This is a genomic window from Microbulbifer regidiadema (SeqCode) (assembly GCF_052466995.1).
The window spans coordinates 1,701,545-1,728,013 of record NZ_CP174297.1 but is presented as its reverse complement, the minus strand read 5'-3'; the positions used below and the strand labels follow the sequence as shown (position 1 = coordinate 1,728,013).

General features: G+C 55.4%; 26 protein-coding genes, 9 tRNA genes and 1 pseudogene. 31 read left to right on the top strand and 5 right to left on the bottom strand.

The window, feature by feature from the left end; genetic code table 11:
* Positions 1–66: 66 nt before the first annotated feature.
* Positions 67–291: a YheU family protein gene (locus ACJJIK_RS07420; protein WP_444930426.1), complete on the top strand. Its 225-nt coding sequence runs from the start codon at positions 67–69 to the stop codon at positions 289–291.
* Positions 284–919 (top strand): alpha/beta family hydrolase, encoded by a 636-nt coding sequence (locus ACJJIK_RS07415; RefSeq protein ID WP_444944623.1) that lies wholly within the window; start codon positions 284–286, stop codon positions 917–919. Before ACJJIK_RS07420 ends, ACJJIK_RS07415 begins: the two co-directional genes overlap by 8 nt.
* Here the strand turns inward: ACJJIK_RS07415 and ACJJIK_RS07410 are convergent.
* Positions 897–1,184: an antibiotic biosynthesis monooxygenase family protein gene (locus tag ACJJIK_RS07410; protein ID WP_444930428.1), complete on the bottom strand. Its 288-nt coding sequence runs from the start codon at positions 1,182–1,184 to the stop codon at positions 897–899. The genes ACJJIK_RS07415 and ACJJIK_RS07410 overlap by 23 nt on opposite strands.
* 117 nt (positions 1,185–1,301) lie before the next feature.
* On the opposite strand from ACJJIK_RS07410, the gene tusA reads away from it, so the two are divergent.
* Positions 1,302–1,532, top strand: a complete 231-nt coding sequence (gene tusA, locus ACJJIK_RS07405) for a sulfurtransferase TusA (protein ID WP_444932299.1) — start codon at positions 1,302–1,304, stop codon at positions 1,530–1,532.
* A gap of 78 nt (positions 1,533–1,610) precedes the next feature.
* Here tusA and ACJJIK_RS07400 read toward each other — a convergent pair whose 3' ends face one another.
* Entirely contained in the window at positions 1,611–2,297 is a 687-nt protein-coding gene (locus tag ACJJIK_RS07400) for a hypothetical protein (RefSeq protein WP_444930429.1), read from the bottom strand.
* A 290-nt stretch (positions 2,298–2,587) separates the two neighbouring features.
* On the opposite strand from ACJJIK_RS07400, the gene ACJJIK_RS07395 reads away from it, so the two are divergent.
* From ACJJIK_RS07395 to ACJJIK_RS07375, 5 genes are read left to right on the top strand one after another with little or no spacing between them, the layout of a single operon-like run.
* Positions 2,588–3,172, top strand: coding sequence for an elongation factor P hydroxylase (locus ACJJIK_RS07395; protein ID WP_444944622.1), 585 nt, complete (start codon positions 2,588–2,590; stop codon positions 3,170–3,172).
* A complete protein-coding gene (locus ACJJIK_RS07390; protein WP_444944621.1) occupies positions 3,169–4,062 on the top strand; it encodes a 5'-3' exonuclease in 894 nt (297 codons plus the stop codon). Before ACJJIK_RS07395 ends, ACJJIK_RS07390 begins: the two co-directional genes overlap by 4 nt.
* Positions 4,059–5,180 carry a 4-phosphoerythronate dehydrogenase gene (locus ACJJIK_RS07385; protein ID WP_444944620.1) on the top strand — a complete coding sequence of 374 codons (1,122 nt, stop codon included), beginning with the start codon at positions 4,059–4,061 and terminating at the stop codon, positions 5,178–5,180. The genes ACJJIK_RS07390 and ACJJIK_RS07385 overlap by 4 nt, the downstream gene beginning before the upstream one ends.
* The gene (locus ACJJIK_RS07380; RefSeq protein WP_444944619.1) at positions 5,171–6,322 is read left to right on the top strand and encodes an ATP-NAD kinase family protein; all 1,152 of its coding nucleotides are present in this window, start codon (positions 5,171–5,173) and stop codon (positions 6,320–6,322) included. Before ACJJIK_RS07385 ends, ACJJIK_RS07380 begins: the two co-directional genes overlap by 10 nt.
* 3 nt (positions 6,323–6,325) lie before the next feature.
* On the top strand, positions 6,326–7,267 hold the full coding sequence (locus ACJJIK_RS07375) for a class I SAM-dependent methyltransferase (RefSeq protein WP_444930434.1): 942 nt from the start codon (positions 6,326–6,328) through the stop codon (positions 7,265–7,267).
* Between the two features lie 22 nt (positions 7,268–7,289).
* On the opposite strand, the gene ACJJIK_RS07370 is transcribed toward ACJJIK_RS07375, so the two are convergent.
* A complete protein-coding gene (locus ACJJIK_RS07370; RefSeq protein WP_444930435.1) occupies positions 7,290–7,691 on the bottom strand; it encodes a hypothetical protein in 402 nt (133 codons plus the stop codon).
* Positions 7,691–8,905, bottom strand: coding sequence for a pyridoxal phosphate-dependent aminotransferase (locus ACJJIK_RS07365; protein ID WP_444944618.1), 1,215 nt, complete (start codon positions 8,903–8,905; stop codon positions 7,691–7,693). Before ACJJIK_RS07365 ends, ACJJIK_RS07370 begins: the two co-directional genes overlap by 1 nt.
* A 186-nt stretch (positions 8,906–9,091) precedes the next feature.
* On the opposite strand from ACJJIK_RS07365, the gene msrB reads away from it, so the two are divergent.
* The 19 genes from msrB (at position 9,092) to cyoD (ending at position 20,817) form a co-directional block, all read left to right on the top strand.
* The gene (gene msrB / locus ACJJIK_RS07360; RefSeq protein ID WP_444944617.1) at positions 9,092–9,508 is read left to right on the top strand and encodes a peptide-methionine (R)-S-oxide reductase MsrB; all 417 of its coding nucleotides are present in this window, start codon (positions 9,092–9,094) and stop codon (positions 9,506–9,508) included.
* Positions 9,505–10,281: a DUF1499 domain-containing protein gene (locus ACJJIK_RS07355; RefSeq protein WP_444944616.1), complete on the top strand. Its 777-nt coding sequence runs from the start codon at positions 9,505–9,507 to the stop codon at positions 10,279–10,281. Before msrB ends, ACJJIK_RS07355 begins: the two co-directional genes overlap by 4 nt.
* Positions 10,282–10,440: 159 nt before the next feature.
* A tRNA-Glu gene (locus ACJJIK_RS07350) sits at positions 10,441–10,516 on the top strand.
* A 1-nt stretch (position 10,517) separates the two neighbouring features.
* Positions 10,518–10,593 (top strand) — tRNA-Gly (locus ACJJIK_RS07345).
* A 120-nt stretch (positions 10,594–10,713) separates the two neighbouring features.
* Positions 10,714–10,789 (top strand) — tRNA-Glu (locus ACJJIK_RS07340).
* A 33-nt stretch (positions 10,790–10,822) separates the two neighbouring features.
* A tRNA-Gly gene (locus tag ACJJIK_RS07335) sits at positions 10,823–10,898 on the top strand.
* A 118-nt stretch (positions 10,899–11,016) separates the two neighbouring features.
* Positions 11,017–11,092, top strand: a tRNA-Glu gene (locus tag ACJJIK_RS07330).
* A gap of 33 nt (positions 11,093–11,125) precedes the next feature.
* Positions 11,126–11,201 (top strand) — tRNA-Gly (locus ACJJIK_RS07325).
* A 118-nt stretch (positions 11,202–11,319) separates the two neighbouring features.
* A tRNA-Glu gene (locus tag ACJJIK_RS07320) sits at positions 11,320–11,395 on the top strand.
* A 40-nt stretch (positions 11,396–11,435) separates the two neighbouring features.
* Positions 11,436–11,511 (top strand) — tRNA-Gly (locus ACJJIK_RS07315).
* A gap of 204 nt (positions 11,512–11,715) precedes the next feature.
* Positions 11,716–12,651 (top strand): ABC transporter ATP-binding protein, encoded by a 936-nt coding sequence (locus ACJJIK_RS07310; protein WP_444944615.1) that lies wholly within the window; start codon positions 11,716–11,718, stop codon positions 12,649–12,651.
* On the top strand, positions 12,648–13,421 hold the full coding sequence (locus ACJJIK_RS07305) for an ABC transporter permease (RefSeq protein WP_444930440.1): 774 nt from the start codon (positions 12,648–12,650) through the stop codon (positions 13,419–13,421). The genes ACJJIK_RS07310 and ACJJIK_RS07305 overlap by 4 nt, the downstream gene beginning before the upstream one ends.
* 7 nt (positions 13,422–13,428) lie before the next feature.
* Positions 13,429–14,259 (top strand): NADPH-dependent 7-cyano-7-deazaguanine reductase QueF, encoded by an 831-nt coding sequence (gene queF / locus ACJJIK_RS07300; protein ID WP_444944614.1) that lies wholly within the window; start codon positions 13,429–13,431, stop codon positions 14,257–14,259.
* A 197-nt stretch (positions 14,260–14,456) separates the two neighbouring features.
* On the top strand, positions 14,457–16,010 hold the full coding sequence (locus ACJJIK_RS07295) for a DcaP family trimeric outer membrane transporter (RefSeq protein ID WP_444944613.1): 1,554 nt from the start codon (positions 14,457–14,459) through the stop codon (positions 16,008–16,010).
* Positions 16,011–16,054: 44 nt separating this feature from the next.
* Positions 16,055–16,636 (top strand): hypothetical protein, encoded by a 582-nt coding sequence (locus ACJJIK_RS07290; RefSeq protein ID WP_444930443.1) that lies wholly within the window; start codon positions 16,055–16,057, stop codon positions 16,634–16,636.
* Positions 16,637–16,803: 167 nt separating this feature from the next.
* Positions 16,804–17,805 carry a cytochrome c oxidase subunit II gene (locus ACJJIK_RS07285; RefSeq protein ID WP_444944612.1) on the top strand — a complete coding sequence of 334 codons (1,002 nt, stop codon included), beginning with the start codon at positions 16,804–16,806 and terminating at the stop codon, positions 17,803–17,805.
* The gene (locus tag ACJJIK_RS07280) at positions 17,802–19,877 is read left to right on the top strand and encodes a cbb3-type cytochrome c oxidase subunit I (RefSeq protein WP_444944611.1); all 2,076 of its coding nucleotides are present in this window, start codon (positions 17,802–17,804) and stop codon (positions 19,875–19,877) included. The genes ACJJIK_RS07285 and ACJJIK_RS07280 overlap by 4 nt, the downstream gene beginning before the upstream one ends.
* A complete protein-coding gene (locus ACJJIK_RS07275; RefSeq protein WP_444944610.1) occupies positions 19,878–20,504 on the top strand; it encodes a cytochrome c oxidase subunit 3 in 627 nt (208 codons plus the stop codon).
* The gene (cyoD, locus tag ACJJIK_RS07270; protein ID WP_444944609.1) at positions 20,497–20,817 is read left to right on the top strand and encodes a cytochrome o ubiquinol oxidase subunit IV; all 321 of its coding nucleotides are present in this window, start codon (positions 20,497–20,499) and stop codon (positions 20,815–20,817) included. The genes ACJJIK_RS07275 and cyoD overlap by 8 nt, the downstream gene beginning before the upstream one ends.
* A 28-nt stretch (positions 20,818–20,845) precedes the next feature.
* On the opposite strand, the gene ACJJIK_RS07265 is transcribed toward cyoD, so the two are convergent.
* On the bottom strand, positions 20,846–22,240 hold the full coding sequence (locus tag ACJJIK_RS07265) for an adenylate/guanylate cyclase domain-containing protein (RefSeq protein ID WP_444930448.1): 1,395 nt from the start codon (positions 22,238–22,240) through the stop codon (positions 20,846–20,848).
* A 782-nt stretch (positions 22,241–23,022) separates the two neighbouring features.
* Here ACJJIK_RS07265 and ACJJIK_RS07260 point away from each other — a divergent pair.
* The 4 genes and pseudogenes from ACJJIK_RS07260 (at position 23,023) to tnpC (ending at position 25,263) form a co-directional block, all read left to right on the top strand.
* Positions 23,023–23,110: transfer RNA gene (locus ACJJIK_RS07260), tRNA-Ser, on the top strand.
* A gap of 206 nt (positions 23,111–23,316) precedes the next feature.
* A complete protein-coding gene (gene tnpA, locus ACJJIK_RS07255) occupies positions 23,317–23,607 on the top strand; it encodes an IS66 family insertion sequence element accessory protein TnpA (RefSeq protein ID WP_444944608.1) in 291 nt (96 codons plus the stop codon).
* The gene (tnpB, locus tag ACJJIK_RS07250) at positions 23,607–23,963 is read left to right on the top strand and encodes an IS66 family insertion sequence element accessory protein TnpB (RefSeq protein WP_444944607.1); all 357 of its coding nucleotides are present in this window, start codon (positions 23,607–23,609) and stop codon (positions 23,961–23,963) included. Before tnpA ends, tnpB begins: the two co-directional genes overlap by 1 nt.
* A gap of 26 nt (positions 23,964–23,989) precedes the next feature.
* Positions 23,990–25,263 (top strand): annotated as a pseudogene (gene tnpC, locus ACJJIK_RS07245) (IS66 family transposase).
* The last annotated feature ends 1,206 nt before the right edge of the window (positions 25,264–26,469 follow it).

The following is a 26,469-nucleotide window of genomic DNA, read 5'->3' as shown; positions in this document are numbered from 1 at the left end:
TTCGATTGACTGTAATATATCGGGAGTGGCGATTGCCGCTCCCGACCTATCTGAATTTTTCGCTGTATGATTATTCCCTTCGAACAACTGGATACCGAGACCCTGCAAAACCTGCTGGAGGAATACGCCACCCGCGAGGGCACCGAGTACGGTGAGCGCGAGGTGGAGCTGGTGGACAAGGTCGCCAGCCTGCGCCGCCAGCTGCAATCCGGGCAGGTGGTGATCTGGTTTGAGCCCGATGAAGAGACCGTCAACTTGGTCCTGGCTGAGGACCTGCCGGCCGATGTCTGAATGTTTAATCGATCGCCCGGATAAACCCCGCGCGCGCTTTCTGTTTGCCCACGGCGCCGGGGCGCCGATGGACAGTGAGTTTATGCAGTTTCTGGCGCAGGGGTTGTGTGAGCGGGGCGTCGAGGTCGCGCGCTTTGAGTTCCCCTATATGGCGCAGCGGCGCACTGGTGGCAGTAAGCGCCCACCCAATACCATGCCGCAGCTGCAAGAGTCGTTCCGCGAGCAAATTGATCAGTTCGGCCCCGGGCTACCCCTGTTTATCGGTGGTAAGTCCATGGGCGGGCGAGTGGCGAGTCTATTGGCGGATGAGTACTGGGGGCAGAAGGCGATTGCCGGTGCCGTATGTCTGGGGTATCCATTCCACCCCCAGGGCAAGCCGGAAAAACTGCGAACTGCACACTTGCTGGATATACGCTGCCCGACCCTGGTGATTCAGGGGGACCGGGACCCATTGGGCAACCGGGCCGAAGTGGAGGGCTACGGCCTGTCGGATAGGGTCGGAATCGAGTGGCTGGAGGACGGCGATCACGACTTCAAGCCCCGTCGCGCCAGTGGCTTTAGCCAGCTTCAGCACTGGCAAACGGCAGTGGAGTTGGCCGCCCGGTTTATGCCGCGGTCTCCAGAATAGTAATGCGCTCCTCCCGCATCATCAGCGGGTTGAGGAGCGCCATCTGTGCGCGGCGCTCCTCGCTGGTATACCAGTGTTGCCAGTGCAGCTCCGATTGCCACTTGGAGAGGGTGAAGCGCCGCAGGGGATTGCCCTTCTCGATATAGGTCTGCCCCTCAATAAAACCCACGGTGCGGTAGGCGTGGGTGAGAATCTTGCGGGCGGCCTCTTCATAGCTGCCCTGCATCTCTGCGGCGATTTCCCGCTCAATCAGCACGTAAATCATTGCCTGCTCAAATTGCCTTAGCCTCAGAGGATTTTAGTGCGGGTGACGGTGAATTACCGGGCAGCGCTGCTGTACCCAGTGATGACGGCAGCGGCAAAATTGCGCACAATGGCGCTTATGAAGTCAGATCACACCCTAGATGCCCGCGGCCTCTTGTGCCCGGAACCCGTCATGATGCTGCACTCAGCGGTGCGTAAAGTCGCCGAGGGTGAAGTGTTGAAAATGGTTGCCACCGACCCCTCTACTCAGCGGGATGTACCCAAGTTCTGTCAATTTCTGGGCTATGAACTGGTACAGCACGCCGAGGAAAACGACGAGTTCGTCTACTGGATTAAAAAAGCGGAATAGCGGGTCATAAACGCTCCAGCCCCCGCCACTGGCGGGGCTGGGAGTTTTTTGCATGAAAAGCCTGGCGGGCCCTGTGGATCAGGGTGCTGTCACCAGAGCTGCGATCGCGGCCAGGGCCTCGGGGTCCTCGGATTTAATTTTGTTGGCGATATGGTGTTGGAAAAAGTAGCGGAATCCCTCGCTCTCCTGTGCGGGGTACAGGCAGTGGTCTCCCGGTAACACCGGGGTGGTTTCAACGATATCGTGGTCAATAAGCATGCCGTGAATCTCCCCGTCGGCGTGCAACCGCCAGCTGATAACCTCTATCAGCGTCAGGTTTTCACGTGGTTTGTCCATAAACACCGCGTGGGTACCGATGGTGTCGGGAATTTCCTGGAGCACTTCCTCAGCTTTATTACTCTCGTATTCAAAGTACTCGGCCGCAGTCTCCAACTCGACGATCTTGTGAATAGGGGGTTGATGGAAGATTTCCTCGATGCCGGGGTCATAGTAGCCCTCAAAGCGCCCGTCGAGAGGGTCCTTGATAGCGGGACAGGCCACTATGGTGTTGAGCCAGGGAACGAGGCCTACGACCTCGCCATTGGCTTTAAGACCCCAGCATAAAATTTTCAGGCTATACAGATCTGTGCCGCTGGAGTTGTTGGAGTAGAGCATTTCCAAGCCATCTAGCTCTGGCGAAAGGCGAATAAAGCGCCTGTCAGCAGAAGTTTCGATAGGCTCGCCGGTGAAGAGGTCAACCACATTATTGGTACTGTGGTCTGTCATGGAGCACCTCCTTGCAGGGCCGGTTGTATACCGTCTCCACTCAGATGAAGGTGCGACAGCGAATGCCCTACCTCTGAAGGAAGACTGGGGCAGGAGGGGGTTTGATTGCTTTAATTCCCTCCTCGGGGAGACGCTTGAAGGACATGCCCTCGGCGGCATCCCTGTTCCTAAAGGTATATGTTGATTTGCGGAAATACAACTAGCGCCTTTTACCCCCCTCGGCGCCTTTGCTTTGATCCGGGCGCCGGCGTTGATATAGTCCCCGCCTTTGAGGTATCCCGGAGAACGCCTTGCCTGTCGCAATTGCAGAAATGGCTCCTGTTTCCACCAAACAGCCCATGGCTGATCGTATCGCCAGAGTCTTCGATCACTGTTTTTCAGACCCCAATGGGCTGAATACCCGACTTCGCGGGGGCTTTTGCGAGCCCTATTACCGACCTTGCGGAGAGGGCCAAGCCTATCACCAGGTGGAGTTTACCCTGGACTATGCCGCCAGCGCCCTGCACGAAGTGGCGCACTGGTGCGTGGCCGGAGAGGCCCGCCGGCGGTTGCCGGATTACGGCTACTGGTATGCCCCGGATGGCCGCAGCGCCGAGCAGCAGGCGGAGTTTGAGCAGGTGGAAGTTAAACCCCAGGCCCTGGAGTGGATCTTTGCCCGCGCCTGCGGTCTTAAGTTCCGGGTGAGTGCCGATAATCTGGAGAGTGGTTTGGGCCCCAGTGATTCGTTTAAACAGGCTATCTGGCAGCAGGTTCTGGACTATTGTGAAACCCGGCCCAACCCCCGGGCCTGTGCGTTCGCCGAAGCCCTAGCCCGGGAGTTCAGTGGCCCCAATCCGTTTAACCGGGACAATTTTCCCCTGGCGGATCTCTCGTGAAAAGCTACCTCATAGACGCATCGGTATATATCTTTCGATACTACTTTGCGCTGCCGCCCAACTGGCAGAGTCGCAGTGGCTATGCCACCGAGGCGGTCTACGGTTTTACCAACTTCCTGCTGGATATGTTGGCGCGGCAACCCAGTTATATTGCCTGCGCCTTCGACGAATCACTGGGTAGCTGTTTTCGCAATGAGATTTACCCGGACTATAAATGCAGCCGTGCACTGCCCGATGAGGCCCTGGCTTTTCAGCTGGCGGCGTGTCGGGAAATGGCCGAGGTGCTGGGGATTGCCAGTTTCTCCAGCGAGCGCTATGAAGCCGATGACATATTGGCCACCCTGACCCGAAAGCTGCGCCGGCAGGCTCCGGTGGTGGTGAGCCGGGACAAGGATCTGGGGCAACTGCTGGCCCGGGGCGCGGTATCCCTGTGGGACTTCGCCGGCGATCGGCACCTGGATAGCGGTGCCCTGGAGGCAAAGTTCGGGGTGCGCCCGGAGCAGATACCCGACTACCTGGCCTTGGTGGGGGACACCAGCGACGATATCCCCGGTATCCCCGGGGTTGGCCCTAAGACGGCCGCGCGTCTGCTGGAGACATTCGATTCTATAGATACTCTACTGACACAGCTGGACACCCTGGTCACACTGCCCATTCGCGGTGCCAAGGGGCTGGTGGCGCGGATAGAGGAATATGCAGACCAACTGCGCCTCGCCAAGCGCCTGGCGAGCCTGGAGGAGCGGGTGCCCCTGGATGTGAAACTGGCGGATCTGCGCCCGCAACCGGTAGATGTCTATCTGGCCCGCGCCCTGGCTGAGGAGTTTGGCATCGGTGGCCTGAGTAAAAAGATTGAACGCACCTTCGCCGGTGCCGATGGAGAACTGACATGAGCGATAGCGCTGTACAGAGTGCGGGATTAAAAATCGTCGCCGATGAAAATATCCCCGCATTGGAGGAGTATTTCGGCGATCTGGGGACGCTGGAGCGCTACCACGGCCGCACCCTGAGCCGGGAACAATTAATCGATGCGGATATCCTGCTGGTGCGCTCGGTCACCCAGGTCGATCAAAGCCTGCTGGAGGGAACCCGGGTGCGCTTTGTAGGCAGCTGCACGATCGGGACCGATCACCTGGATACCCAGTGGTTGCAGCGCAATGAGATCTTTTGGAGCGCCGCGCCGGGCTGCAATGCCAACTCCGTGGTGGAGTATGTGTTTTGCACTCTGGCGGCTTTGAATATCGACTGGCAGGGGCGCAGCTTCGGCATAGTGGGTTGCGGCAATGTGGGTGGACTGTTGCAGCAGCGCCTGCACGCCCTCGGGGTTTCCTGCGCCGTCTACGATCCCTGGTTGCCGGAAAACCCGGATGCGAGCACTCTGGAAAAGGTGCTGAGCCAGGATATCGTCTGCCTGCACGCGCCGCTGGTTAAGGGGGGTACCTATCCCAGTTTCCATATGATTGGTGCAGAGCAGTTGCAGCAGCTGCGCGACGGCAGTGTGCTGATCAGCGCCGGCCGGGGTGGGGTGGTGGACAACCGCGCCCTGTTGGCGGAAATCCAGCGCAATAAGCGTTTTACCACGGTGTTGGATGTGTGGGAAAACGAACCGGATATCGATACCGAGTTACTCGAACAGGTAGATCTGGGCACGCCGCATATCGCCGGTTACAGCCTGGATGGAAAGCTGGCCGGTACCCGTATGATCCGCGAGGCCCTGTGCCGGGAGCTGGGCATTGCCCCCCTGTCCTCGGAATATCGGCCGACTGAAACCCCGAGAGAGATCGCGGCGGATTCGGCCGAGGATTTGCTGTTGCAGATATACGATCCCCGCGCGGACGATCGCCGCCTGCGCGCGGCCGCAGCGAGCGAGGTGCCGATGAAAAAGGCCTTTGATTTGCTGCGCAAGGAATACCCCGAGCGCCTGGAGTTTAATCACTACCGCGCCGCCGCAGAGGCTCTGAGTGAGATTGAAAAACAGCGTTTGGCAGTACTGGGGTTGGCGTGCAGTTAGGTAAGCAGGTAAAAAAACTCGGACTGATTATCAACCCCTGGGCCGGTATCGGTGGCCCGGCGGGGCTCAAGGGCAGCGATGGTGCCGAAACCGTGCAGCGAGCACTGGCGGCGGGCATTGAACCCCAGGCAAACCAGCGCGCGGCACTGGCCCTCGAGGCGTTAAAACCCTACGCCGAGGCGCTGGAAATCCTGTGTTTTGCCGGCGATATGGGCGCCGCTATCGCGGCTAAACTCGGCTTCTCTGTGCGTGAAGTGGGCGCGGCAGAGCGCTCGCCCTCCTCGCCGGAAGACACCGAACGGGCGGCGGTCGCTATCCGCGATAGCGGCGCCGACCTGATCGTCTTTATTGGCGGTGACGGCACCGCGCGGAATATCGTCAACGCCCTGGGGGACAACTTCCCGGTGCTGGGTATTCCCGCCGGAGTGAAAATGCACTCCGCCTGCTTTGCGATTTCCCCTAAAGCCGGCGGTGAGGTGTTGCGGCGCCTGATGGCGGGGCAGCTGGTGGATCTCGCCGAGCGCGAAGTGCGGGATATTAACGAGGAGTCTTTCCGCAGCGGGCGGGTGACCACTCGCTACTACGGCGAGCTGCTGGTGCCCCAGGAGGGCCATTTCTTGCAGGCGGTAAAAAATGCCGGTCGCGAAGTGGAAGAGCTGGCGGTTGCAGATATCGCCGCTGAGATTACGGAAGAGCTGGACCCGCAGACCCTGTATATCGTCGGCCCCGGCTCTACCACCCTGGCAATTCTCAGCGAACTGGCTTGCGCGGGAACGCTGTTGGGGGTGGACCTGTTGCTGGATGGACAGTTGTTGCAGGTGGATGTCAGTGCGCCGCAAATTGAACAGGCAATAGCCGAACACTGCGGGCCGGTGAAAATTATTCTTACGGCTATCGGTGGCCAGGGGCATTTAATTGGCCGGGGCAACCAACAATTATCCGCCGGTGTGCTGTGGCAGGTCGGGCGCGATCATTTAATCGCGGTTGCGACCAAAACAAAAATTACAGAATTACAGGGGCGTCCGCTGTTGATCGACAGTGGCGATCCCGAGCTTGATAAACACTGGAGTGGTTTTATTCGAGTGGTGACCGGCTACCGCGATGCCATTCTCTATCCACTGAGTAACGGGGATATTCAATAAACGATGAGTGCAGATTGGCAGTTACTGCTGGAGCAGGTAGAAAATAAATTAGCGCAAAATACTGGTGACAGCCGCCGTTTTTTTCACGGTCGCGGTCGCAGTTATGCGGGCTTGGAACAGGTCTGTGTCGACAGTTTTTTTCCCGCTCTATTAGTCACCTTTTTTGAGGAGTACGACGGCGAAATAGAGCTGTGTGAAAAACTCTGGCAGATGGCCCAGGCTCGGGGTTATCAGGGAGTTGCGGCGCAGCGGCGCTACCTCCCCGGGGCGCCCTTACAGTGGCACTGCGGCGAGGCGGTTAGCGCCCCGGTGGCGCGGCGCGGGGATCTTCAGTTCCCTCTCACGTTCGATCGGCAGAATGTCGGCTTCTTCCTGGATATTGAGCCGGGTAGGGCCTGGCTCGAGCAGCAGGTGCGCGCCCGGGGCGATGGAACATCCGCGAAGATGCTCAATCTTTTCGCCTTTACCTGCGCCTTTTCTGCGGTGGCGCGGGCGGCGGGCGATATTGAAATTGTGAATGTGGACGTCAATCGCGGTGTGTTAAATCGCGGGCGGGAAAATCACGAGATCAATGGGTTGTCACTTAAGGGGGTTCAGTTCCTGCAATTTGATGCGCTGCGTCAATTTAAGCGCTTCGATCGCCGTGGCCCTTTCGATCTGGCCATTGTCGATCCGCCGACACGACAAAAAGGCCGCTTCGATGTCAGTCAGAACTATGAAAAACTGTTGCGGCAGCTGCCCGCCTGTCTCGCCGATGAGGCGGACCTGTTGATGGTGATCAACTCGCCCCGGCACAGCGAAGCCCACTTCCGCGATTTAATACTCGGGTCTGACAGCGGTTATGAAGTGGTCGCGCGGCTGCAACAAAATCCGGATTTTCCCGATCGGGACCCGGATGCGGCGCTGAAAATGCTGCACGTTAAATATCGCCGCCAATCCCGCTAGCGGCGCCGGCCAGAGCCGCGCATTAAAGCGCGGCAAACTCCCGCATCAGGCGCTCCATCAGCGCCTGCAACTGGCCCGATGATCCCTCGCGCACGGCGCTGTTGAGCAGCTGGGCATTGCTCTGCCCGGATTCGGCACCGGCGTTAATCATGAGCAGAAAGCCCTTGTGGGTTAGTACCGCCTCCTCCATGGCCTCCTGGCGCACCAGCTGGGAAAAGCTGATATAGCCGCTCTGTTTAAGCCAGCTCATAGAGCCCAGGCAGGCTAAATGGCGGGGGGAGTGCAGCCCGTATTCATCCGGTGAATCGGGGCCGGAAATATCCTCCACATAGACGGTTGCCGGTACCGGGAACTGGTTAAACATCGCCAGCAGTACCCTGCCGGCATCCCGGTAAAAATCGTGAATATGTAAATCGTCCAACATCAGCGGGCATATTGCTCCAAAAAGTATCCCAGGCGTTCGACTGCGTGAGATAGGTCGTCGGCGCGGGGCAGGAAGACAATGCGCAGATGGTCCGGTGCATCCCAGTGGAAGGCACTGCCCTGTACCAACAGGATTTTTTCCTGGCGCAGGAAGTCCAGCACCAGTTGCTCGTCATTTTCGACCTTATGATGATCCAGGTGCAGCTTGGGAAACAAGTAGATAGAGCCCTGGGGTTTGACGCAGCTCACACCGGGGATGTCATTGAGCATGCGGTGGGCCATATCGCGCTGCTGGCGCAGGCGCCCGCCGGGCAGGACCAGGTCGTTGATACTCTGGTAGCCGCCGAGTGCGGTTTGCACTGCGAACATGGCCGGCACATTGCCGCACAGACGCATGGAGGCGAGTATCTCCATCCCCTCGACAAAGCCTTTGGCGCGGTGTTTGGTACCGCTGATCACCATCCAGCCGGAGCGGAAGCCGGCCAGGCGATAGGATTTGGACAGACCGTTAAAGCTCAGGCAGAGCACGTCCGGGGCCAGCTTGGCCATCGGGGTAAATTCCGCATCGTCGTAGAGAATCTTGCTATAAATTTCATCGGCAAAGATAACCAGGTTGTGGCTGCGCGCCACTTCGACAATGTCCTCAAGCAGTTCCCGGGGGTAGACGGCGCCGGTGGGATTATTGGGGTTGATGACCACGATACCGCGCGTTTTGGGGGTGATTTTGGCTTTGATATCCTCGATATCCGGCAGCCAACCGGCCCCCTCATCGCAGCGGTAGAGAACCGGCTTGGCACCGGTGAGATTGGTGGCGGCCATCCACAGGGGGTAGTTGGGCATTGGCAACAGCATTTCGTCACCATTGTTGAGAAGGGCCTGGGTGCTCATGGAAATCAGCTCGGAGACGCCGTTACCCAGGTAAATGTCGTTAATCTCAACACCCGGAATACCCAGGGTCTGACACTCTTGCATAATGGCCTTGCGCGCAGCGAATAGCCCTTTGGACTCGACGTAGCCCTGTGCCTGGGACAGGTTGTGAATGACATCCTGGATAATTTCATCGGGGGCGTTAAAGCCGAAGGGGGCGGGGTTGCCAATATTCAGCTTGAGGATGCGGTGGCCCTCCTCCTCCATACGCTGGGCTTGCTCCATCACGGGGCCGCGAATCTCGTAGCAGACGCCGTGCAGTTTTTCTGATTTATTGATGTCCTTCATGGTGACTTGACCGCTCTATTGCAGAGCAGGAGCGGCCCAGGGCCGCGAGTTCAGTGCGCGCAAACCGGGTAATGTCCACCAGTGGTAGGTACCACTCCTGCGGGAAACTGGGGGCCGATCAACAGGGGCATTGCCACTGGGCCATGCCTGACCGGAAACCCCAATCGATTACGGGAACACTAGAGTATGTCAAAACAGATGGATGAGAACTACTGGCGCAATAAGCTTACAGACAAGGAGTTTGAGGTCTGCCGTGAAGGTGGGACAGAGGCGCCGTTTAGCGGCGAATATTGGGATGTTTTTGACGATGGCGTCTACCGCTGTCGCTGCTGTGGCGAGGCGCTGTTCGACTCGGGGGCAAAATTTGAGAGCGGCTGCGGCTGGCCCAGTTTCGATGCGGAGCATAGCAACGGTGTGGTGAGGGAGCTGCCCGACAACAGCTACGGTATGCAGCGCGTGGAGATTCGCTGCAACAAGTGCGACTCCCATCTCGGCCATGTTTTTGAGGACGGCCCCACGAATACGGGGCTGCGCTACTGCGTTAACTCCCTGTCGGTGAAGTTGGAAGCGGAGGGCGAGGGCGCGGAGGGGGCTGCTGAGTGAGCGAGTCCCACGGGAGTCAGTGGCTGCTGCGGGTGCAGTGGGTCTTGTTGGCGCTGCTCGCGCTGGCCGCTGCTGCCCTGCGTTTTGGGCTGCTGCACTTTTCTGTGGTGTTTAAAGTCTTTGTGTTTGCCGGCGGCGCGGCACTGGCACTGGCGTTGCTGAGTCTGCTGGTCTTTGTCTGGGGGGCGAGCAAGCGCAAGCCGCTGGTGCGCAGCAATGCGCTGTGGGCGGCGCTGCTCGGGTTAATACCGCTGGCGATTCCCCTGGTAACTGTGGGCAAGGGCAATTTTGCGGTGCCGAAAATCCACGATATCACCACCGACACCCGCAACCCGCCCCAGTACCAGGCGGTATTGGCGCTGCGCCAGAAAGGTGACAACAGCGCCGAGTACGGCGGGGAGCGGGTGGCGCGATTGCAGCGGGAAGCGGATGTATACGCGGATATTACCCCCTTACATCTGCACCTTTCGGTGCCCCGCGCCACCGAGGCCGCAGCTGAGGTGGCCAAAGACCTGGACTGGCAGGTGGTTGCCTATAAGCCCGGGCAGGGCCACCTGGAGGCGGTGGCGAAAACACCGCTACTCGGCTTTAGTGACGATATTGTTGTGCGGGTCAGTGCGGAGCGCGGGGGCGGTTCCCGGGTCGATGTGCGCTCTAGCTCCCGTGTGGGGGTGAGTGACCTGGGCGCCAACGGCAAACGTATCCGCCGCTTCCTGGAGGCGCTGCACAGAGAGGCGCGGGGGCTGGAAGAAATTGGTACGGGGCGACACTAAAATGCTTGTCTCAAATGGCCGGGTTTTGTAAGTGCCTGACAATAAAAGAAAAAAATTCCAAAAGAGTGTTGACAGGTCCGGCCACGCTCCATAGAATGCGCCCCACTTCTGACGCAGAGCAACGTTTTAAGACACAGCGAAACGACAGAAGGTTTCTGGGTCCCCATCGTCTAGAGGCCTAGGACACCGCCCTTTCACGGCGGTAACAGGGGTTCGACTCCCCTTGGGGATGCCACGCGGGAATAGCTCAGTTGGTAGAGCGCAACCTTGCCAAGGTTGAGGTCGCCGGTTCGAACCCGGTTTCCCGCTCCAAGTTTTCCGCTTTGCGAGATGATCTCTAGTCAGCTCGGAGAGCACGCCACCGAGAAATCAGTGGCATTGCCATGGACAGCATGGCAGCACCGGACCTGTAAGGTCGAAGTGCAAGTTTCTGTCCCCATCGTCTAGAGGCCTAGGACACCGCCCTTTCACGGCGGTAACAGGGGTTCGACTCCCCTTGGGGATGCCAATACGACCCGGTAGCAATGCTGCCGGGTCAATTGCGGGAATAGCTCAGTTGGTAGAGCGCAACCTTGCCAAGGTTGAGGTCGCCGGTTCGAACCCGGTTTCCCGCTCCAGTTTTGTTGTATGAGATGATCTCTAGTCAACTCGCACAACATCGCCACCGAGAAATCAGTGGCATTGCCATGGACAGCATGGCAGCACCGGACCTATAAGGTCGAAGTGCAAGTTTCTGTCCCCATCGTCTAGAGGCCTAGGACACCGCCCTTTCACGGCGGTAACAGGGGTTCGACTCCCCTTGGGGATGCCAATACGACCCGGTAGCGATGCTACCGGGTCAATTGCGGGAATAGCTCAGTTGGTAGAGCGCAACCTTGCCAAGGTTGAGGTCGCCGGTTCGAACCCGGTTTCCCGCTCCAGTTTTGTTGTATGAGATGATCTCTAGTCAACTCATGTAACATCGCCACCGAGAAATCAGTGGCATTGCCATGGACAGCATGGCAGCACCGGACCTGTAAGGTCGAAGTGCAAGTTTCTGTCCCCATCGTCTAGAGGCCTAGGACACCGCCCTTTCACGGCGGTAACAGGGGTTCGACTCCCCTTGGGGATGCCAATACGGCCCGCTAGCAGTGCTAGCGGGCCAATCAAAAAAAGCGGGAATAGCTCAGTTGGTAGAGCGCAACCTTGCCAAGGTTGAGGTCGCCGGTTCGAACCCGGTTTCCCGCTCCAAAATAAAAAGCCGCTCAATCGAGCGGCTTTTTGTTTTTCCGGTATAGTCATTGTTACTGTCTACACTGTGACTCCCACTCGGGAGCTTCTCAAGTGGCGCTGTGCCCCGCCGAGTGGCGTGTGTGCGAAACTCCCAGTTCCCCCTCGGCTTGAAATTACCCGGGCAAGCGCGTTGAATAACGCTCCCCAAAATAGGAGTGCGATATGAGCGCTGCGCTATCGATCCACAACTTACAAAAAACCTATGACAATAGTTTTCAGGCCCTGAAGGGCATCAGCTTTGATGTTCAGCCGGGCGACTTCTTTGCGCTGCTGGGGCCCAATGGCGCGGGGAAATCTACCACCATCGGTATTATCTGCTCCCTGGTGCGCAAAAGCGGCGGCTCAGTATCGATTTTTGGTGAGGATGTCGATGCGGATTTTGCTGCGGCCAAGCGCCTGCTAGGGGTCGTGCCGCAAGAGTTTAACTTTAGCCAGTTTGAAAAAGTGTTCGACATTGTCGTTACCCAGGGTGGGTTTTACGGCTTACCGCGCAAACTGGCGGAAGAGCGTACAGAAAAGTATTTAAAGCAGCTGGGCTTGTGGGACAAGCGCGCCACTCAAGCGCGAATGCTTTCCGGCGGTATGAAGCGCAGGCTGATGATTGCCCGCGCGCTGATTCACGAGCCGAAATTGCTGATTCTGGATGAGCCCACAGCCGGGGTGGACATTGAGTTGCGCCGCTCAATGTGGAGATTTCTGGAAAAAATTAATCAGCAGGGCACCACGATTATTCTCACTACCCACTACCTGGAGGAGGCGGAGAGTCTCTGTCGCAATATTGCCATTATCGACAAGGGCACGATTGTCGAGAACACTTCGATAAAATCTCTGCTGAAAACCCTCAACCGGGAAACCTTTATCCTGGACTGTGCAGAATATCTCACCGAGTGCCCGGACCTGTCCGCTTGGGAGGGGACCCTGCGGGACAGCCACTCTCTGGAAGTGACGATCGAAAAGGGGCAGTCCCTCACCGAGCTGTTTGCTGCACTACAGCGCCAGGGTGTTACAGTGACCAGCATGCGCAACCGCGCCAACCGCCTGGAAGAGCTGTTCCTATCCATGTTGTCGGAAGAAAAAATGTCGGGGCTTGAAGAGTGAAGGGCAGATTAATCTGGATATCGTTTAGCACCATCTACCGGCGGGAAATCCGCCGCTTTATGCGTATCTGGCCCCAGACCCTGGTGCCGCCGGTCATCACTATGTCGCTGTACTTTGTAATTTTTGGCTCGCTGATCGGCCGGCGCATCGGGGAGATGGGCGGCTACCCCTATATCGAGTTCGTGGTGCCGGGCCTGATTATGATGTCGGTGATTACCAACTCCTATGCCAATGTGGTCTCCTCTTTTTACAGCGCGAAATTCCAGCGCAGCGTTGAGGAGCTGCTGGTTTCACCGACACCCAACTGGGTGATTATGGCGGGCTACGTTCTCGGGGGCGTATCGCGGGGATTGATGGTGGGGTTGATTGTCACTCTGGTGGCGATGTTTTTTACCTCGCTTACGGTTGAGCATATTTTTGTGACCGTAGCGATCGTATTCCTGACCGCGACACTATTTTCCCTGGCGGGTTTTATCAATGCGATCTTTGCCAATAGTTTTGATGCGATCTCCATTATTCCGACGTTTGTATTAACACCCCTCACTTATCTGGGCGGAGTGTTTTACTCTATCGAGCTGCTGTCGCCATTTTGGCAGGGACTATCGAAACTCAACCCAATACTTTATATGGTGAACTCCTTTCGCTACGGCATTTTAGGTGTTTCCGATATTGATGTTACCGGGGCATTTTTCGGCGTCCTGGTATTTATTGCGCTTCTGGCATCTTGGGGGCTATACCTGATGAGCCACGGCAAGCGCCTCAGACACTGAGAAATTTATGACTAGAGAAGACTGGCAAAACCTGCCCCTGGGGCAGGAAACCACCTACGAATCCACTTACAACCCCGAGTTACTCCACCCGATCCAGCGCTCGGTATCCCGCGCGCAACTGGGGCTCTCCGCCGGCGCACTGCCTTTTTTTGGCGAGGACGAATGGTGGGGTTTTGAACTCTCCTGGCTCAACCCCAAGGGCAAGCCACAGGTCGCGGTCGTGCGCTTTAGCTTTCCTGCGGAGAGCCCCTGTATGGTGGAGTCCAAGTCTTTCAAGTTGTATTTAAACTCTTTTAATCAGAGCAAGTTTGAGTCCTGGCGCCTTGTGCAGGATACCCTGGCCCGCGATCTGGGTGCGGCGGTGGGCGCGAGTGTTGGCGTCACCTTGATGAATGTGGAAGATGGAGCCCTGGCAATTGGAAAGCCGGAGGGGCATTGTCTCGACCATCTCGATATCGAGGTGAGTGAGTACCAGCCGGCCCCGGCACTGCTAGCGCTCGAAAAGGCAGAGGAGGATGTCAGCGAAACACTTTACAGCCACTTGCTGCGCAGCAATTGTCCGGTAACTGGCCAGCCGGACTGGGCTACCGTTGTCATAGCGTACAAGGGCCCGGCACTAAAGCGCGAGGCGCTGCTGGCTTATATCGTTTCTTTCCGCGAGCATCAGGACTTTCACGAACACTGTGTGGAGCGAATTTTTTGCGACCTGAAAAAGCTCGCGGACTTTACCGAATTGACAGTGTGTGCCCGCTATACACGGCGCGGTGGCCTGGATATTAACCCGCTGCGATCGACCCTTATCGAACAGCCCCTACCGCCCCGCTTCGCGCGCCAGTAAAACTCTCTCAATAGAACGCCACTGGAGGTCTGCTAGTGGCGTTTCCCTTTATTCCCGAGCTGGTATCCCCCTCTCTTAAGCTACGCTTTCTAGGGAGTCTCTGCACAAGTCCGCCCTGCGGGGCTGGCAGGGACCGCCTAGGGCCTCAACACGGTTTGGTTGGCTGACCCTACAGGATGTAGCGTTAAGGATGTTAGATGGATACTAATGCGCAATCACCAGTGATCCCTGCTGTGGTGATCGGTTTAACTCAGCTCTTTTTCTCCCAGCTCTCTAGTGCCGAAGTCTATGTGGAATCTGACAAGCTGATGCCGGTGATAGAGGCCCAACAGAAGCAGCTCAAGGAACAGGAAGCCCAGATCCGACGCCAGCAGCAAGACCTCGATGTTTTGCGCCGGCAAATTGAACAGTTGCAGCGGGCGCTGCCAGCCTCTTCCGGAAGAATCTCTGAGCAACCGGTTGATGCGCCTGTCCCCGCACAGGATCTCGACAATTTACAGCAGCAGATCGACGAAATTCGCAAGGGGGTTCCCCCCCATTCCCTACCGCCCCCCAGAGCTGTCGCCGATCCGGCAGTCAGTGAGCTAAGCGATATTGAAGATGTGATCTCCAATGCGGCAACGGAGTGGCCCGGTTCTATTCCTTTGCTGGGGACGACGATAAAGGCGAAGATCAGCGGCTATGCCAATCTGGATATTAATTACGATACCGATGCCATTATCAGCCCCGCTCAGTTTATCCCCGCAGATATTGTGGCCTTCGACAAAACCGCTGCCGAGGGGGATGAGGGGCAGACTGAATTTACCGTGCAGACATCGCGCTTGATATTTGAGACCAAGCAGCCCTGGGAGGGGCGTGAATTTACCACCCTGATCTCGATGGATTTTGTACAGGATGCCAGTGTCACTACCCCCAATCCGCGTATGCGCAAGGCCTACGGCCAGGTCAGTAATTTCCTGTGGGGGGGCAGTGTGCTGGCAGGGCAGGACTGGTCCACCTTTGCGGACGTGGTGGCAATCCCCAACACCCTGGATTTCCAGGGGCCCAATTCCGTTATCGGGTTGCGTCACCCGATGGTGCGTTGGCACAAAAAATACGGCCCCCAATATCAGTTCAAGGTAGCCCTGGAGGCACCGGACTCGCAGATTTTTGAAGATGAGATAGTGGACGGGGAGACGATAGATGTTGTCGAGGTGGGCAAGTGGCCTGATGCGGTTTTTGTCCTGGTGTCCGAAACGGAAAAATACCACTTCCAGACCGGCCTGTTACTGCGAGATTTGCGCGCTAGTGGCGATCCGGACTCAGCGGTATCCACCACCGGCTGGGGGCTCAACCTGAGCGGCACATTTGATATGCCGGGGGCGCTGTCCAAGGACCTGCTCACCTATTCTTTCTCCTTTGGCGAGGGCTACAGCGGCCTGTTAAACGATGCACCGCCCGATGCTGCCTACAATGTTGCGGACAACTCACTGGAGGCCCTCAAGACCTCGGCTTGGTATGTCGGCTACCAGCACTGGTGGACCCCCTGTTTATACAGCGTGGCCACTTACGGCAGGGTGCGACAGGACAATTTGGATTTCCAGCCCGGTATTGCTTACAAAGAAACCCAATATCGGAGTATTAATTTGGTTTGGGCACCATTTCCGCGCTGGTTGACGGGTATTGAAGTTTTATACGGCTCCAGAGAGGACAAAAATGGCGATCGAGGATCGCTGATACGCACTCAGTGGACGACACGAATGACCTTTTAATCTCTCCTGATTAAAGTTTGGTTTTATTAGAGGAGCAGGAATTGATGCAAGGCCTCCCAGCGAAAACTTCGCTTTCTCGACTGACCCGTTTGTTTTTCTGTCTTTCAGTTATCTCTTTTTTGTGGGGCTGGACTGCCGCCAGCACGGTTGTCAATCGAGTTTGGCAATCGCCGTATATCAGTGGGCAGCATTTAGGCAAAACCCTGGTGCTCGCTTACACCCTGGTGCCCAGACCACTGCTGGGTGGACGGGTTGAAAATGAATGGGTCGCACAATTGCAGGCGTCCGGTATCGACGCCCACTCCTGGGGTGGCTTGGGCTCTATCGACGGCATTCCTTCGATGAGTGACATTATGCCGTTACTCAGAGAGAGAGGTTTTAACACTTTACTGGTTACCCAGTTATTGGCGTTGAAGCACATCCACCCCAATAATCGCAATACCCCCGTGGCAGTAGTGGAAACACGCCTGTACTCAGTACCCAGTGATGAAGTGTACTGGTCTGCCCAGTCGGACACTTTCTTATATAAATATTCCGGGAACGAGCTGCGCCATCCCAGCGCGAAAGACCTGCACGAATTTGTAGAGGTTATGATTAACACCATGTCCGGCAGTGATGTTTTATAATTGAGTGCCGTTTTTACTATTTTAAGACAATAGAAACTTGATATTTCACGGCTCTGTTGAGACAACTTATTGACGGGGTATTCGTGCGCGCCCAGCGCTTCGCAATGGAATTTGCAGCCTTAGCTGGAATAGGGGCCGGCTCATGACTTTTGTCGGTAGGCTTTACCATGGATTGTACTGTAAAAGACCCTGTGGTTTTTTGGCGAGTGTCTCTGCGCAGGTTGTTGCCCCTGCCCATTTTTCTCTCAATACTATTTATCCCCCCTTCGGCCCTTGCCACTGAAACCTTTTTGATGCCACTGGGCCCGGTGGCAGAAGAGCAAAAGGTGCATTTTTTTTGGGCTATGGCGCTCACCATGGTCGCGGTGCTGCCCGTTTTTATTTTGGTGCCGGTGATTCTGATCAAGTATCGCAGAAAGAAAAGTCGTGGATTTTACGCACCAAAGTGGGAGACCTATGGCCCGCTGGAAGTGATTATGTGGGGTATCCCCTTTCTTATCATTACGGTGCTGTCAATTATGCTCTGGCGCGCGACAGCGCGTCTCGACCCCTACGAGGAAATTCAGGGGGTTGTTTCCCCGGTCAAAATACAAGTGGTTGGCCTGGACTGGAAATGGTTATTTATTTACCCGGAACTGGATATTGCGACGGTGGGCGAATTAGTGGTGCCGGTACACACACCGATATCGATGACTCTGACCAGTGATACGGTAATGCAGTCATTTCTTATTTCTGCGCTGGTTGGGCAAATTTATGTGATGCCGGGTATGACCACAAAACTCAATTTTATCGGCACGCAAACTGGCGCTACCCGGGGGGAAAATACTCAATATAGCGGCGAGGGATTTGTAGAACAGAATTTTGCTGTCGAGGTTGTGACCGAGGATCGCTTTGACACCTGGGTGCAGACAGTGCGATCTGCGGGGATTGAGCTCAACAGTGACAATTATAACCGCCTGGCGCAGCGGGGCACGAAAAAGCAGGCCTACAAGGCCCTCGGCAATCGCCAGATGCCGGCGAATACACTGTACTTTAATTTGCCGGATAGCGGGATTTTTCAGCAAATAGTGATGCGCTATCACTCTGGTCAACCGCTGAGTACCGAAGAACAGCCCGGCACCAGGGCGTTTGGACGCGATGACAGTGATGCTGAGGGTGCGCGCCCATGAACAATCTGGATTACGGCTGGTTGGGCAAACTCAGTGGAGATTCGCTGGTATTTAGTAAATTTCTGGAGCAGCCCTCGATCAGTGAAGCCGTCGCCAGTGCGGCGGGTTCAATTGTGATTTTGGCTATGGCGGTAATCCCGCTGTTAATAACCCGCTACCAGTTCTGGGGAACCCTCTGGCGGGATTGGTTGAGCAGTACCGACCACAAAAAAATCGGCATTATGTACATTGTTTTTGCCGTGGTGATGCTGCTGCGGGGGCTGCTGGAAGGCATGGTTATGCGGGCCCAGCAGGCGGCCGCCCCGGAGGGGTTCCTACATGCGGACCACTTTGCCCAGCTTTTCAGTACCCACGGCACGATTATGGTGTTTTTCGTCGCAGTTCCCTTTTTGGTGGGCCTGATTAATTTTGCCATGCCACTGCAAATTGGCGCCCGCGATGTGGCCTTTCCGCTCCTCAACCAGATCAGCCTAGCGGTAACTGTTTCCTCGGGAATGCTTATGATGGTCTCGCTGGTGGTGGGGGAGTTTTCTACTGGCGGCTGGTCGGCTTACCCACCCTATACGGGGGCGGATTTCAGCCCTGGGGTCGGGCCGGATTACTGGGTATGGGCCATTGTATTTTCCGGGGCGGGGACGACGTTAACGGGGATTAATTTTACCGTCACCCTGTATAAATGCCGCGCCCCGGGTATGCACTTGTTCCGCATGCCGCTGTTTTGCTGGACAGTACTCTGTGCATCGACCCTAATGATTTTTGCAATGCCGCCTCTCAGCGTGGCCGCCCTTATGCTGGCCCTGGACCGCTATCTGGATTTCCATCTGTTCACCAATGATCTCGGCGGCAATATGATGAACTATGCCAATTTATTTTGGCTTTTTGGTCATCCCGAGGTCTACCTGCTGGTGCTGCCGGCCTATGGTATTTTTTCCGAGGTTTTTTCCACTTACTCGGCAAAAACCCTGTACGGCTATAAATCCCTGGTGGTGGCCACTATGTGTATCGCCATCCTGTCTTTTACCGTGTGGTTGCACCACTTTTTTACCATGGGGCAGAGCCCGACAATCAATATCGCCTTTGGGATCGCGACAATGCTGATTGCAGTGCCGACCGGGGTCAAGGTGTACGACTGGATGGCGACCCTGTATCGCGGTCGAATACGCTTTACCACCCCGATGGTCTACGCCATCGGCTTTTTGATTTTATTTGTTATCGGTGGTCTTTCCGGGGTTATCCTCGCCAACCCCACCGTGGATTTCCAGGTACACAACACCCTGTTTCTGGTGGCTCACTTCCACAATGTCCTGATTCCCGGCGTGCTGTTTGGCATTTTGGCCGGGTATAACTATTGGTTCCCCAAGGCATTTGGCTTTCGCCTCAACGATAAGTGGGGTAAGCGTTCGGCCTACCTCTGGTTTGCCGGGTTTATGCTGACATTTTTCCCGCTTTATGGCGCCGGCTTACTGGGTATGCCACGGCGCTCTTTCAGCTACGCCGACCTCACCTTTAAGCCCTATATGGTTATCGCCTTTATCGGTGCAATGATCGTGCTGGCCGCGCTGATTGCATTGATCGTGCAGTGCTGGGTGAGTATTCGGGATAGGGATAAGAGCAGGGTCCCCATTGGCGATCCCTGGGATGGCCGCTCGCTGGAGTGGGCTACACCGGCTCCGGTGCCGGCTTACAACTTTGTTGAGATACCCAAGGTGACCGACCGGGATGCTTTTACTGAGGCCAAGGAGCACGGCGAGGCCTACAAGCGACCTAAATTTTATCGGGATATCGAGCTGCCTAAAAATAATCCCCTCGGATTTATTGTGTGTGTTGCCAGTGGCATTTTGATGTTTGCCCTGGTCTGGTATATCTGGTGGCTCGCCCTGATCTCGGCGCTGACCCTATTGATTGCGGTGATAGCGTCCACTTTCCGCAAAGAAACGGAATATCGGATTCCCGCCGGCCAATTGGAGCAGGAGATGGAAGCCTGGCTGGCCCTGATTGATAAGACTGAACCCGTGGCCCGGGACCTGGAGGACTCCCCGCGCAACCAGGGCTATGCGAGGTTGGACCTTTAAATGCCCCCGCCCCCCTCAGCGAAAAGTGTGGGCGCGAGCCCCGCGCAAGAAGCCAGTGATAAAACCCCGGACAGGGTGCTCTTTGGTTTCTGGGTATTTCTGATGAGTGACCTGATTTTCTTTGGGGTGGTATTCGCGATTTATATCACCATGGTGGGCGCCACTGCGGGCGGGCCGGGCCCGAGGGCGCTGTTTGATTTTGCCAGCCTGCTCGCCCAGACCCTGCTGCTTCTCACCAGCAGTCTGACCGTTGGTATCGCGACAGTTGCCCTAAAGTATGAGCGCAGTCGCGCCAGCTTTCTCTTCTGGGTGCTGATAACCCTGCTGCTGGGGATGGGCTTTCTGGCGCTGGAACTCCATGACTTTGCCAGTATGGCTGCGAAGGGTGGCGTGCCGCAGCGCAGCGGCTACCTGTCGGCCTTTTTTTCTTTAGTGCCTCTACACGGGCTTCATGTTGCGTTCGGCTGCCTGTGGATGATCGTCTTGATCGTCCAGGTATTTACGATGGGGTTGGGCCATATTGTAAAGCTGCGTTTCCTGCGCCTGGCGCTGTTTTGGCACTTCCTCGATGTGATCTGGATCGGAATCTTCTCTGTGGTGTATTTCGGCGGGTGGGTTTATGGCTAAAGAACTGACTTTTGCGCAGCAGCTGCGCCTGTATCTCACCGGTTATATTCTCTCGATTGTGCTCACCCTGGCCGCGTTCGCCGCCGTGCTGACGATTGGGCGGGAGCAGAAAGGTGTTTTGATTCTCGTTGCCCTACTGGGGATTGCGCAGCTGTTGGTGCAGTTGAAATATTTCTTGCATGTCACCACCCAGCGGGAACAGCGGGATAACCTGGCGTTAATCCTTTTCTCCAGCTTAATTCTGGCGATTATTGTTTTGGGGACGGTGTGGATTATGGGGAATCTGGCGGTGCGTATGCATACGACAATGTAGCCCGTTGCGCCTACGCACCTTGATCGGATCAGATAATCACTTTGCTCTTTAGGTTGGATGCCGCTTTTTGCAGGGACTGTAAGACTTTTTCCTTGTCGTAGTTGCGGATCTTATCCAGGTCTAAATGCATAGAGAAGCCGGGTGCGTGCTCCTCCAGGTAGCTCTGCTGGCCACCGAGGTTCTTGCGTAGATCAGATACCTGGTAGACCTTCACCGGGGTGCTGATACCTTTCACGGTAATATGCCCCTTGTCCCGGCACATCACCGTGTGCTTGATCATCGCCCAGGTCTCGTGGCTGATCAGGATCTCTCCCGGCTGGGCTGCGCCCTCCAAGCGGGCGGCAAGATTAACGTGGGTGCCCATCACCGTATAGGACTGGTAGTTGGCGGTGCCAAAAATGCCCACGGTGCAGTAGCCGGTATTGATACCCATCCGCACCTGTAGCGGCCGGGAGATTCCCTTGTTGTACCACTCCTGCTTCATTTCGCGCACGCGCTTGCGCATAGCTAGCGCCATCGCCACACAGCGCAGGGCATCGGATTTTGGCCCCTTGCTCTCATCATCCCCAAATACAACCATCACCGCATCGCCGATAAACTTATCGATGGTGCCGCCGTACTGCCCGGCTATGCGTGCCATTTCGGACAGGTAGTTGTTGAGCAGGTGGGTAAAAGTCTCCGCCTCCAACTCCTCGGTGAGCTGGCTGAAATCTTTGATATCTGAAAAGAACACGGTCAGGAGCTTGCGCTGGGTCACCAGGGCCTCTTCATCCCCGGTGGTCACAGAGCGCCACAGCTTTTGCGGCAGGTACTTGGACAGCTTGTAGGAGCGGACCTTGCTGACGCGCTGCTCCATCATCAGGGCGTGGTTCTCTTCTTTCAGCTGGCCAATCTGGCGGTGCGTAAAGAAGGCGTAAGCGCAGAGGTAGGCGAGGATACAGATCAGACTCACGGTACTGATGGTGAGGTCAGCGCTGACCAGCAGGGAGGGCTCGTACATCAGGTAACCGATAACGACCCCTACCAACAGCCCGGTATTGTGCTCAAACCAACTGCGACCGCCGCCCCCGGTGAGGGCGTTCAATTGCACCATGGTCACCAAGAGCAGTGAGGGCAGCATGGTGAAGTTGGTTAGGGAGATGGTGATGCCGATCAGCACGGTATCGAGGAAAGACAGGCAGCGGCGGGTATTTGACGCCTTCTTGTTGCGGGTCTTATACAGAATAAACTGGGCGAGGGCGCTGTAAGCTACGATAAAGGCCGCAGATCCGAGGATAATCAGCTTGTCCAATTGCCAGGGCGCCGACCAATTCACCGAATATGCCAGGGTGCCGGCGGCGGCAAATAAAATCAGGGTGCGGAAATAAGTGGAGTAGCGGGGATTGATATTTCGCCCCGGGCACTCCTCAAGCTGATCCTGCATTTGTATTGTTCTTTATCCATTTGAGCAGAAAGTGAACACCTTGCGTGTTGGCGACAGGTTGGCTCCGATTTCCCCGTCCGCCGTATAGCCACGCTGTGACCTCAACAGCGCAGTTTACTCCTCCGAGGAACAGAATGCGAAAAAACTGTATGCGCAAGTGATTTTTTTATTGTGACTGCGGGTATCTTCAGCAGACTCTGGGCCGGGGGTGCAAATGCCCGAGCCAGAATGCTCGCCGCTTCCCGAGATGGCTGAGTGACTGGCTATTCCCACAGGGTGAAGGCGCGGCGAGGGCGACTCTCTATTCCCTCCAAAAAGAGCAGGGAGCGCCCAGGGCGCCTTACCGTGAAAGCTCAGCAGATAACATTGTGCTGTTCCTGTTGCCGCCATATACCTGTAGGAGAATTTGGATGTCTTATTTACAGCGATAGGCGCCTGTGGCAGAAATTGATAGCTAGTGGTTATATAGTGACGGTCTGGATCTATTATTGCCGCGCGGGGTGGCTCGGTCGCGATACCAGGCCGCGCTGAGCACGGGGTTCGTCGGCAAAGGCCACTGCGCCGCTCCGACCATTGTGGTTCCCCCGAAGAGGGGCGCAGGGAAGCCCGCCATTGGCGGTCTGAGAATTTTTTTTACATTAGTGCTTGCACATCCCCAAGCATTTGGGTAAAGTGCGCGCTCTCTCGAAGACACAGCAGCTATCTTCCTGATTTACTTGAAGATTTCGCTGAAGAGAGAGGCCCGCCGAAAGGCGGATTGCCCTCGTAGAGGGTGACAATTTGGTGAGGTGTCCGAGTGGCCGAAGGAGCACGCCTGGAAAGTGTGTATGTCGAAAGGCATCGAGGGTTCGAATCCCTCCCTCACCGCCATCTTCTAAAAGCCCGGCTTATGCCGGGCTTTTTTGTTTGTGTTTCCATTTGGCCCTTCTCTATCTTTTCGGCAGCCTGATGAGTCCATGTATTCCATCTGTGACTATCTACTTTTGCGCTTCCTCAGTAAGCGCTCAACAAACCCCATCTAAAACTCTGAAATCCATCCAGATATGCTCCTGATTTTTAATGATCAGGAGATACGCATGACCCAGCAAAGCAAATCAGATTTCTGGAAAGAGCACGTAACCCAGTGGAAGGCTAGCGACCTTTCCCAAGCCGCCTATTGCCAGCAGCACCAGCTAAAGCTCAGTACCTTCACCTATTGGCGTAGCAAGCAGAGCAAAAATACAGCCAAACTCATGCCGATAACAATGCCGCCTTCTCAAACTTCAATGGTCATGACTTTGCCGGGTAATATTCAGATACAACTACCAACATCTGAACTGGAACACACCTTGCCAGTGCTTTGGCGTCTTCTACGGGAGCAGCATTAATGCTGCGCCCAAAACAATCAGCGCAAGCGTATTTGTATATGGAGCCCGTCGATATGCGTAAATCGATTGATGGCCTGGCAGCACTGGTTGAGCAGGAAATGGCGCTGTCGCCGGCTCTGGAGGCACTCTTTGTATTCTGTAATCGCAACCGCGATAAAATCAAGCTGCTTTACTGGGAGCGCAACGGCTTTGTGGTCTGGTATAAGCGTCTGGAAAAACAGCGCTTCCACTGGATGTGGGCGGATGAAATAACTCACACTGCACGCAGTGGCCGTGAGCTCAACCAGCTGCTCGACGGCCTCAATATCTGGAGCCAAAAGCCCCATCAAATGATTCAATTTGACTCGATAACCTGACCTGAAGTTGTTGTAAAATAGCGGGCATGATTAGCGAGGCCGCAGAACAACTCCCCGACGATCCAGAAGCGCTAAAGGCGCTTCTGCGACAGCAATCCGAACAGCTAGAAAACAGGCAGCAGCGTATTCGCCTGCTCGAAGAACAAATCTTGTTACTGCAGAATAAGCGCTTCGGCAGTAGCAGTGAGAAAGCAGATTCCAGTCAGATCAACCTCTTCAATGAGGCAGAAACGCTTGCCGATGACGCAATCGAAGAAGCCAGCCCCGACACTCCCAGTACAGAAACCGTGACTTACACGCACAGGAAATCTGCCGGGCGCAAACCATTGCCGCAAGACCTGCCCCGTGTGCGCATTGAACACGATTTGTCTGAAGAGGAAAAAATTTGCCGCTGCGGTTGCCAGATGCAAGCAATGGGTGAAGTTATCAGCGAACAGCTGGATATCATCCCAGCCAAGATCCAGGTGCCTGAGCACGTCCGTAAAAAATATGCCTGCAAGGCCTGTGAATCCTGTGTAAAAACGGCAGCACTCCCACCACAGCCGATCCCTAAAAGTAATGCCAGTCCCGGCTTACTTGCGCATATAGCTGCTGCCAAATATCAGGATGCGCTACCTCTCGCCCGGCAGGAAAAAATCTTCCACCGCATCGGTGTGGCATTTTACAAACCGATGACTACGCCGGTTATCATGCTGTGGGCAATGAAAAATCCATTACCCATCTCGGCTGCTGGGCGCATGCACGGCGGAAATTTATCGAAGCGCAAAAGATTGCCGGCGGTAAAGTAAAAAATAAAGGTAAAAATCATCAGCCGAGTAAAGCCGACATCGCTCTCAATTACATAGGCCACCTATACGGCATTGAACGTAAAGGGCAAGGACTCAGGCCAAGTGAACGATATTGTCTCCGCCAAGAAGAAAGTCTACCTTTGCTGGAAAAAATCCGGATCTGGCTCGATAAAACACTCCCCAAAGTATTACCGAAGACCGCCCTTGGAAAAGCGCTTGGGTATCTGCACAAGAACTGGAAAAAACTGACGGTCTACACCGAAGATGGGCAGTTAAATATTGACAATAACGCAGCCGAAAATGCCATCCGTCCCTTTGTGATCGGACGTAAGAACTGGTTGTTCAGTGATACGCCGAGAGGCGCCAAAGCCAGTGCCACACTATACGGCTTAATCGAAACCGCCAAAGCTAATGGCCTTGAACCGTATGATTACCTGCGCCGGGTTTACACCGACTTACCGAGTGTGCAGAGCGTCGAGGATATTGAAGCTTTATTGCCTTGGAATCTTTAAGGCATAACGGAAGCAAATCTTCCGTATGAATCAAAGGGTGGGGTTTATTGAGCGCTTACCTTCCTCAAGCGCCTAACTCCTGGCTATCCCAAGTCTTCTTGATCACTCGCTAAATATTGCTGCATTTATACCTGTGTGTTGTTCAGTTCTAGGTAAATATAGGATAAGGCTCGATTTATTTATGTGGCTAGAGGGTTACCTAGCCCCCCATAACAACTGACGCGCCTAGCAATAGTAAAAAAGGGGGCTGGCTGTAGGTCGGCTAGCTTTCATGCAAGCAGGCCAGAAATCTCATGGGAATCCATAACAGCCAGTTGACCTTGAGAGAACGATGCTGGGTAGAGGTGCTCAATGGACGGGACTATTCAGCCTGAGCTATTGCGCAACAGCTCAATCGATCCAGCAAAACCATCTATCGTGAGTTGCATCGTTGCAGCCCTTACTGTGCTGAGAGCGACCACTGCCAGGCGCTACAGTTACGGCATGGGGTTCTGAAGTATACTAAGCACGACTTTGCCATGAAAATGCAAATCGACCATCAGCGGGAAAGCGCAAGTTCGGAGCAGCTTGAGTGGTGTATAAGATCCGTTGGTTGCTCAACGATTTACCGCTGGATCAGTTAATTTAACTGGAGGTTGCGTCTACCAAGGAAAGGAAAATCTTATCGTAAGCGGACAAGCTTAGAGATGGGAGTAAAGCTTACCTCAGATCGCATTGATATTGATGAGCGGCCGGCGATTGTTGATGAAAATAGCGAGGTCGGCCACTGGGAGGACGATACAGTTTATGGTTGAGGTGGCTATCTGGTGACACTGGTTGAGCGAGCATCCAAATTATTGCTTGCTCGCAGAGCCCCAAATAAGAGTAAGAGGGTAGTGAGCAAAGCTATCAAGCAGATACTGAAGCCATATTAATCCATCTGTAAAACCATAACCCTCCGGCAACGGAGGTGAGTTTTCTGGATACCAGTCGATTGCGCGTAAACTAGACTGAAAAATATACTTTGCAAGGCCCTACCACTCTTGGGGGGCGGACTGAGCGCAAACACCAATGGTCTGTTGCGGCGTTTCTTTCCAAAAGGAAAGGAGCTTAGCAAGGTACCCAAAAGTCGCATTGACGATGCATTATTTCGAATTAGCACTCAGCCAAGGCAGGGATTAAACTACTTGAGCCCACTGGAACTTCTTGTGGGTAGGCGTGTGTCAC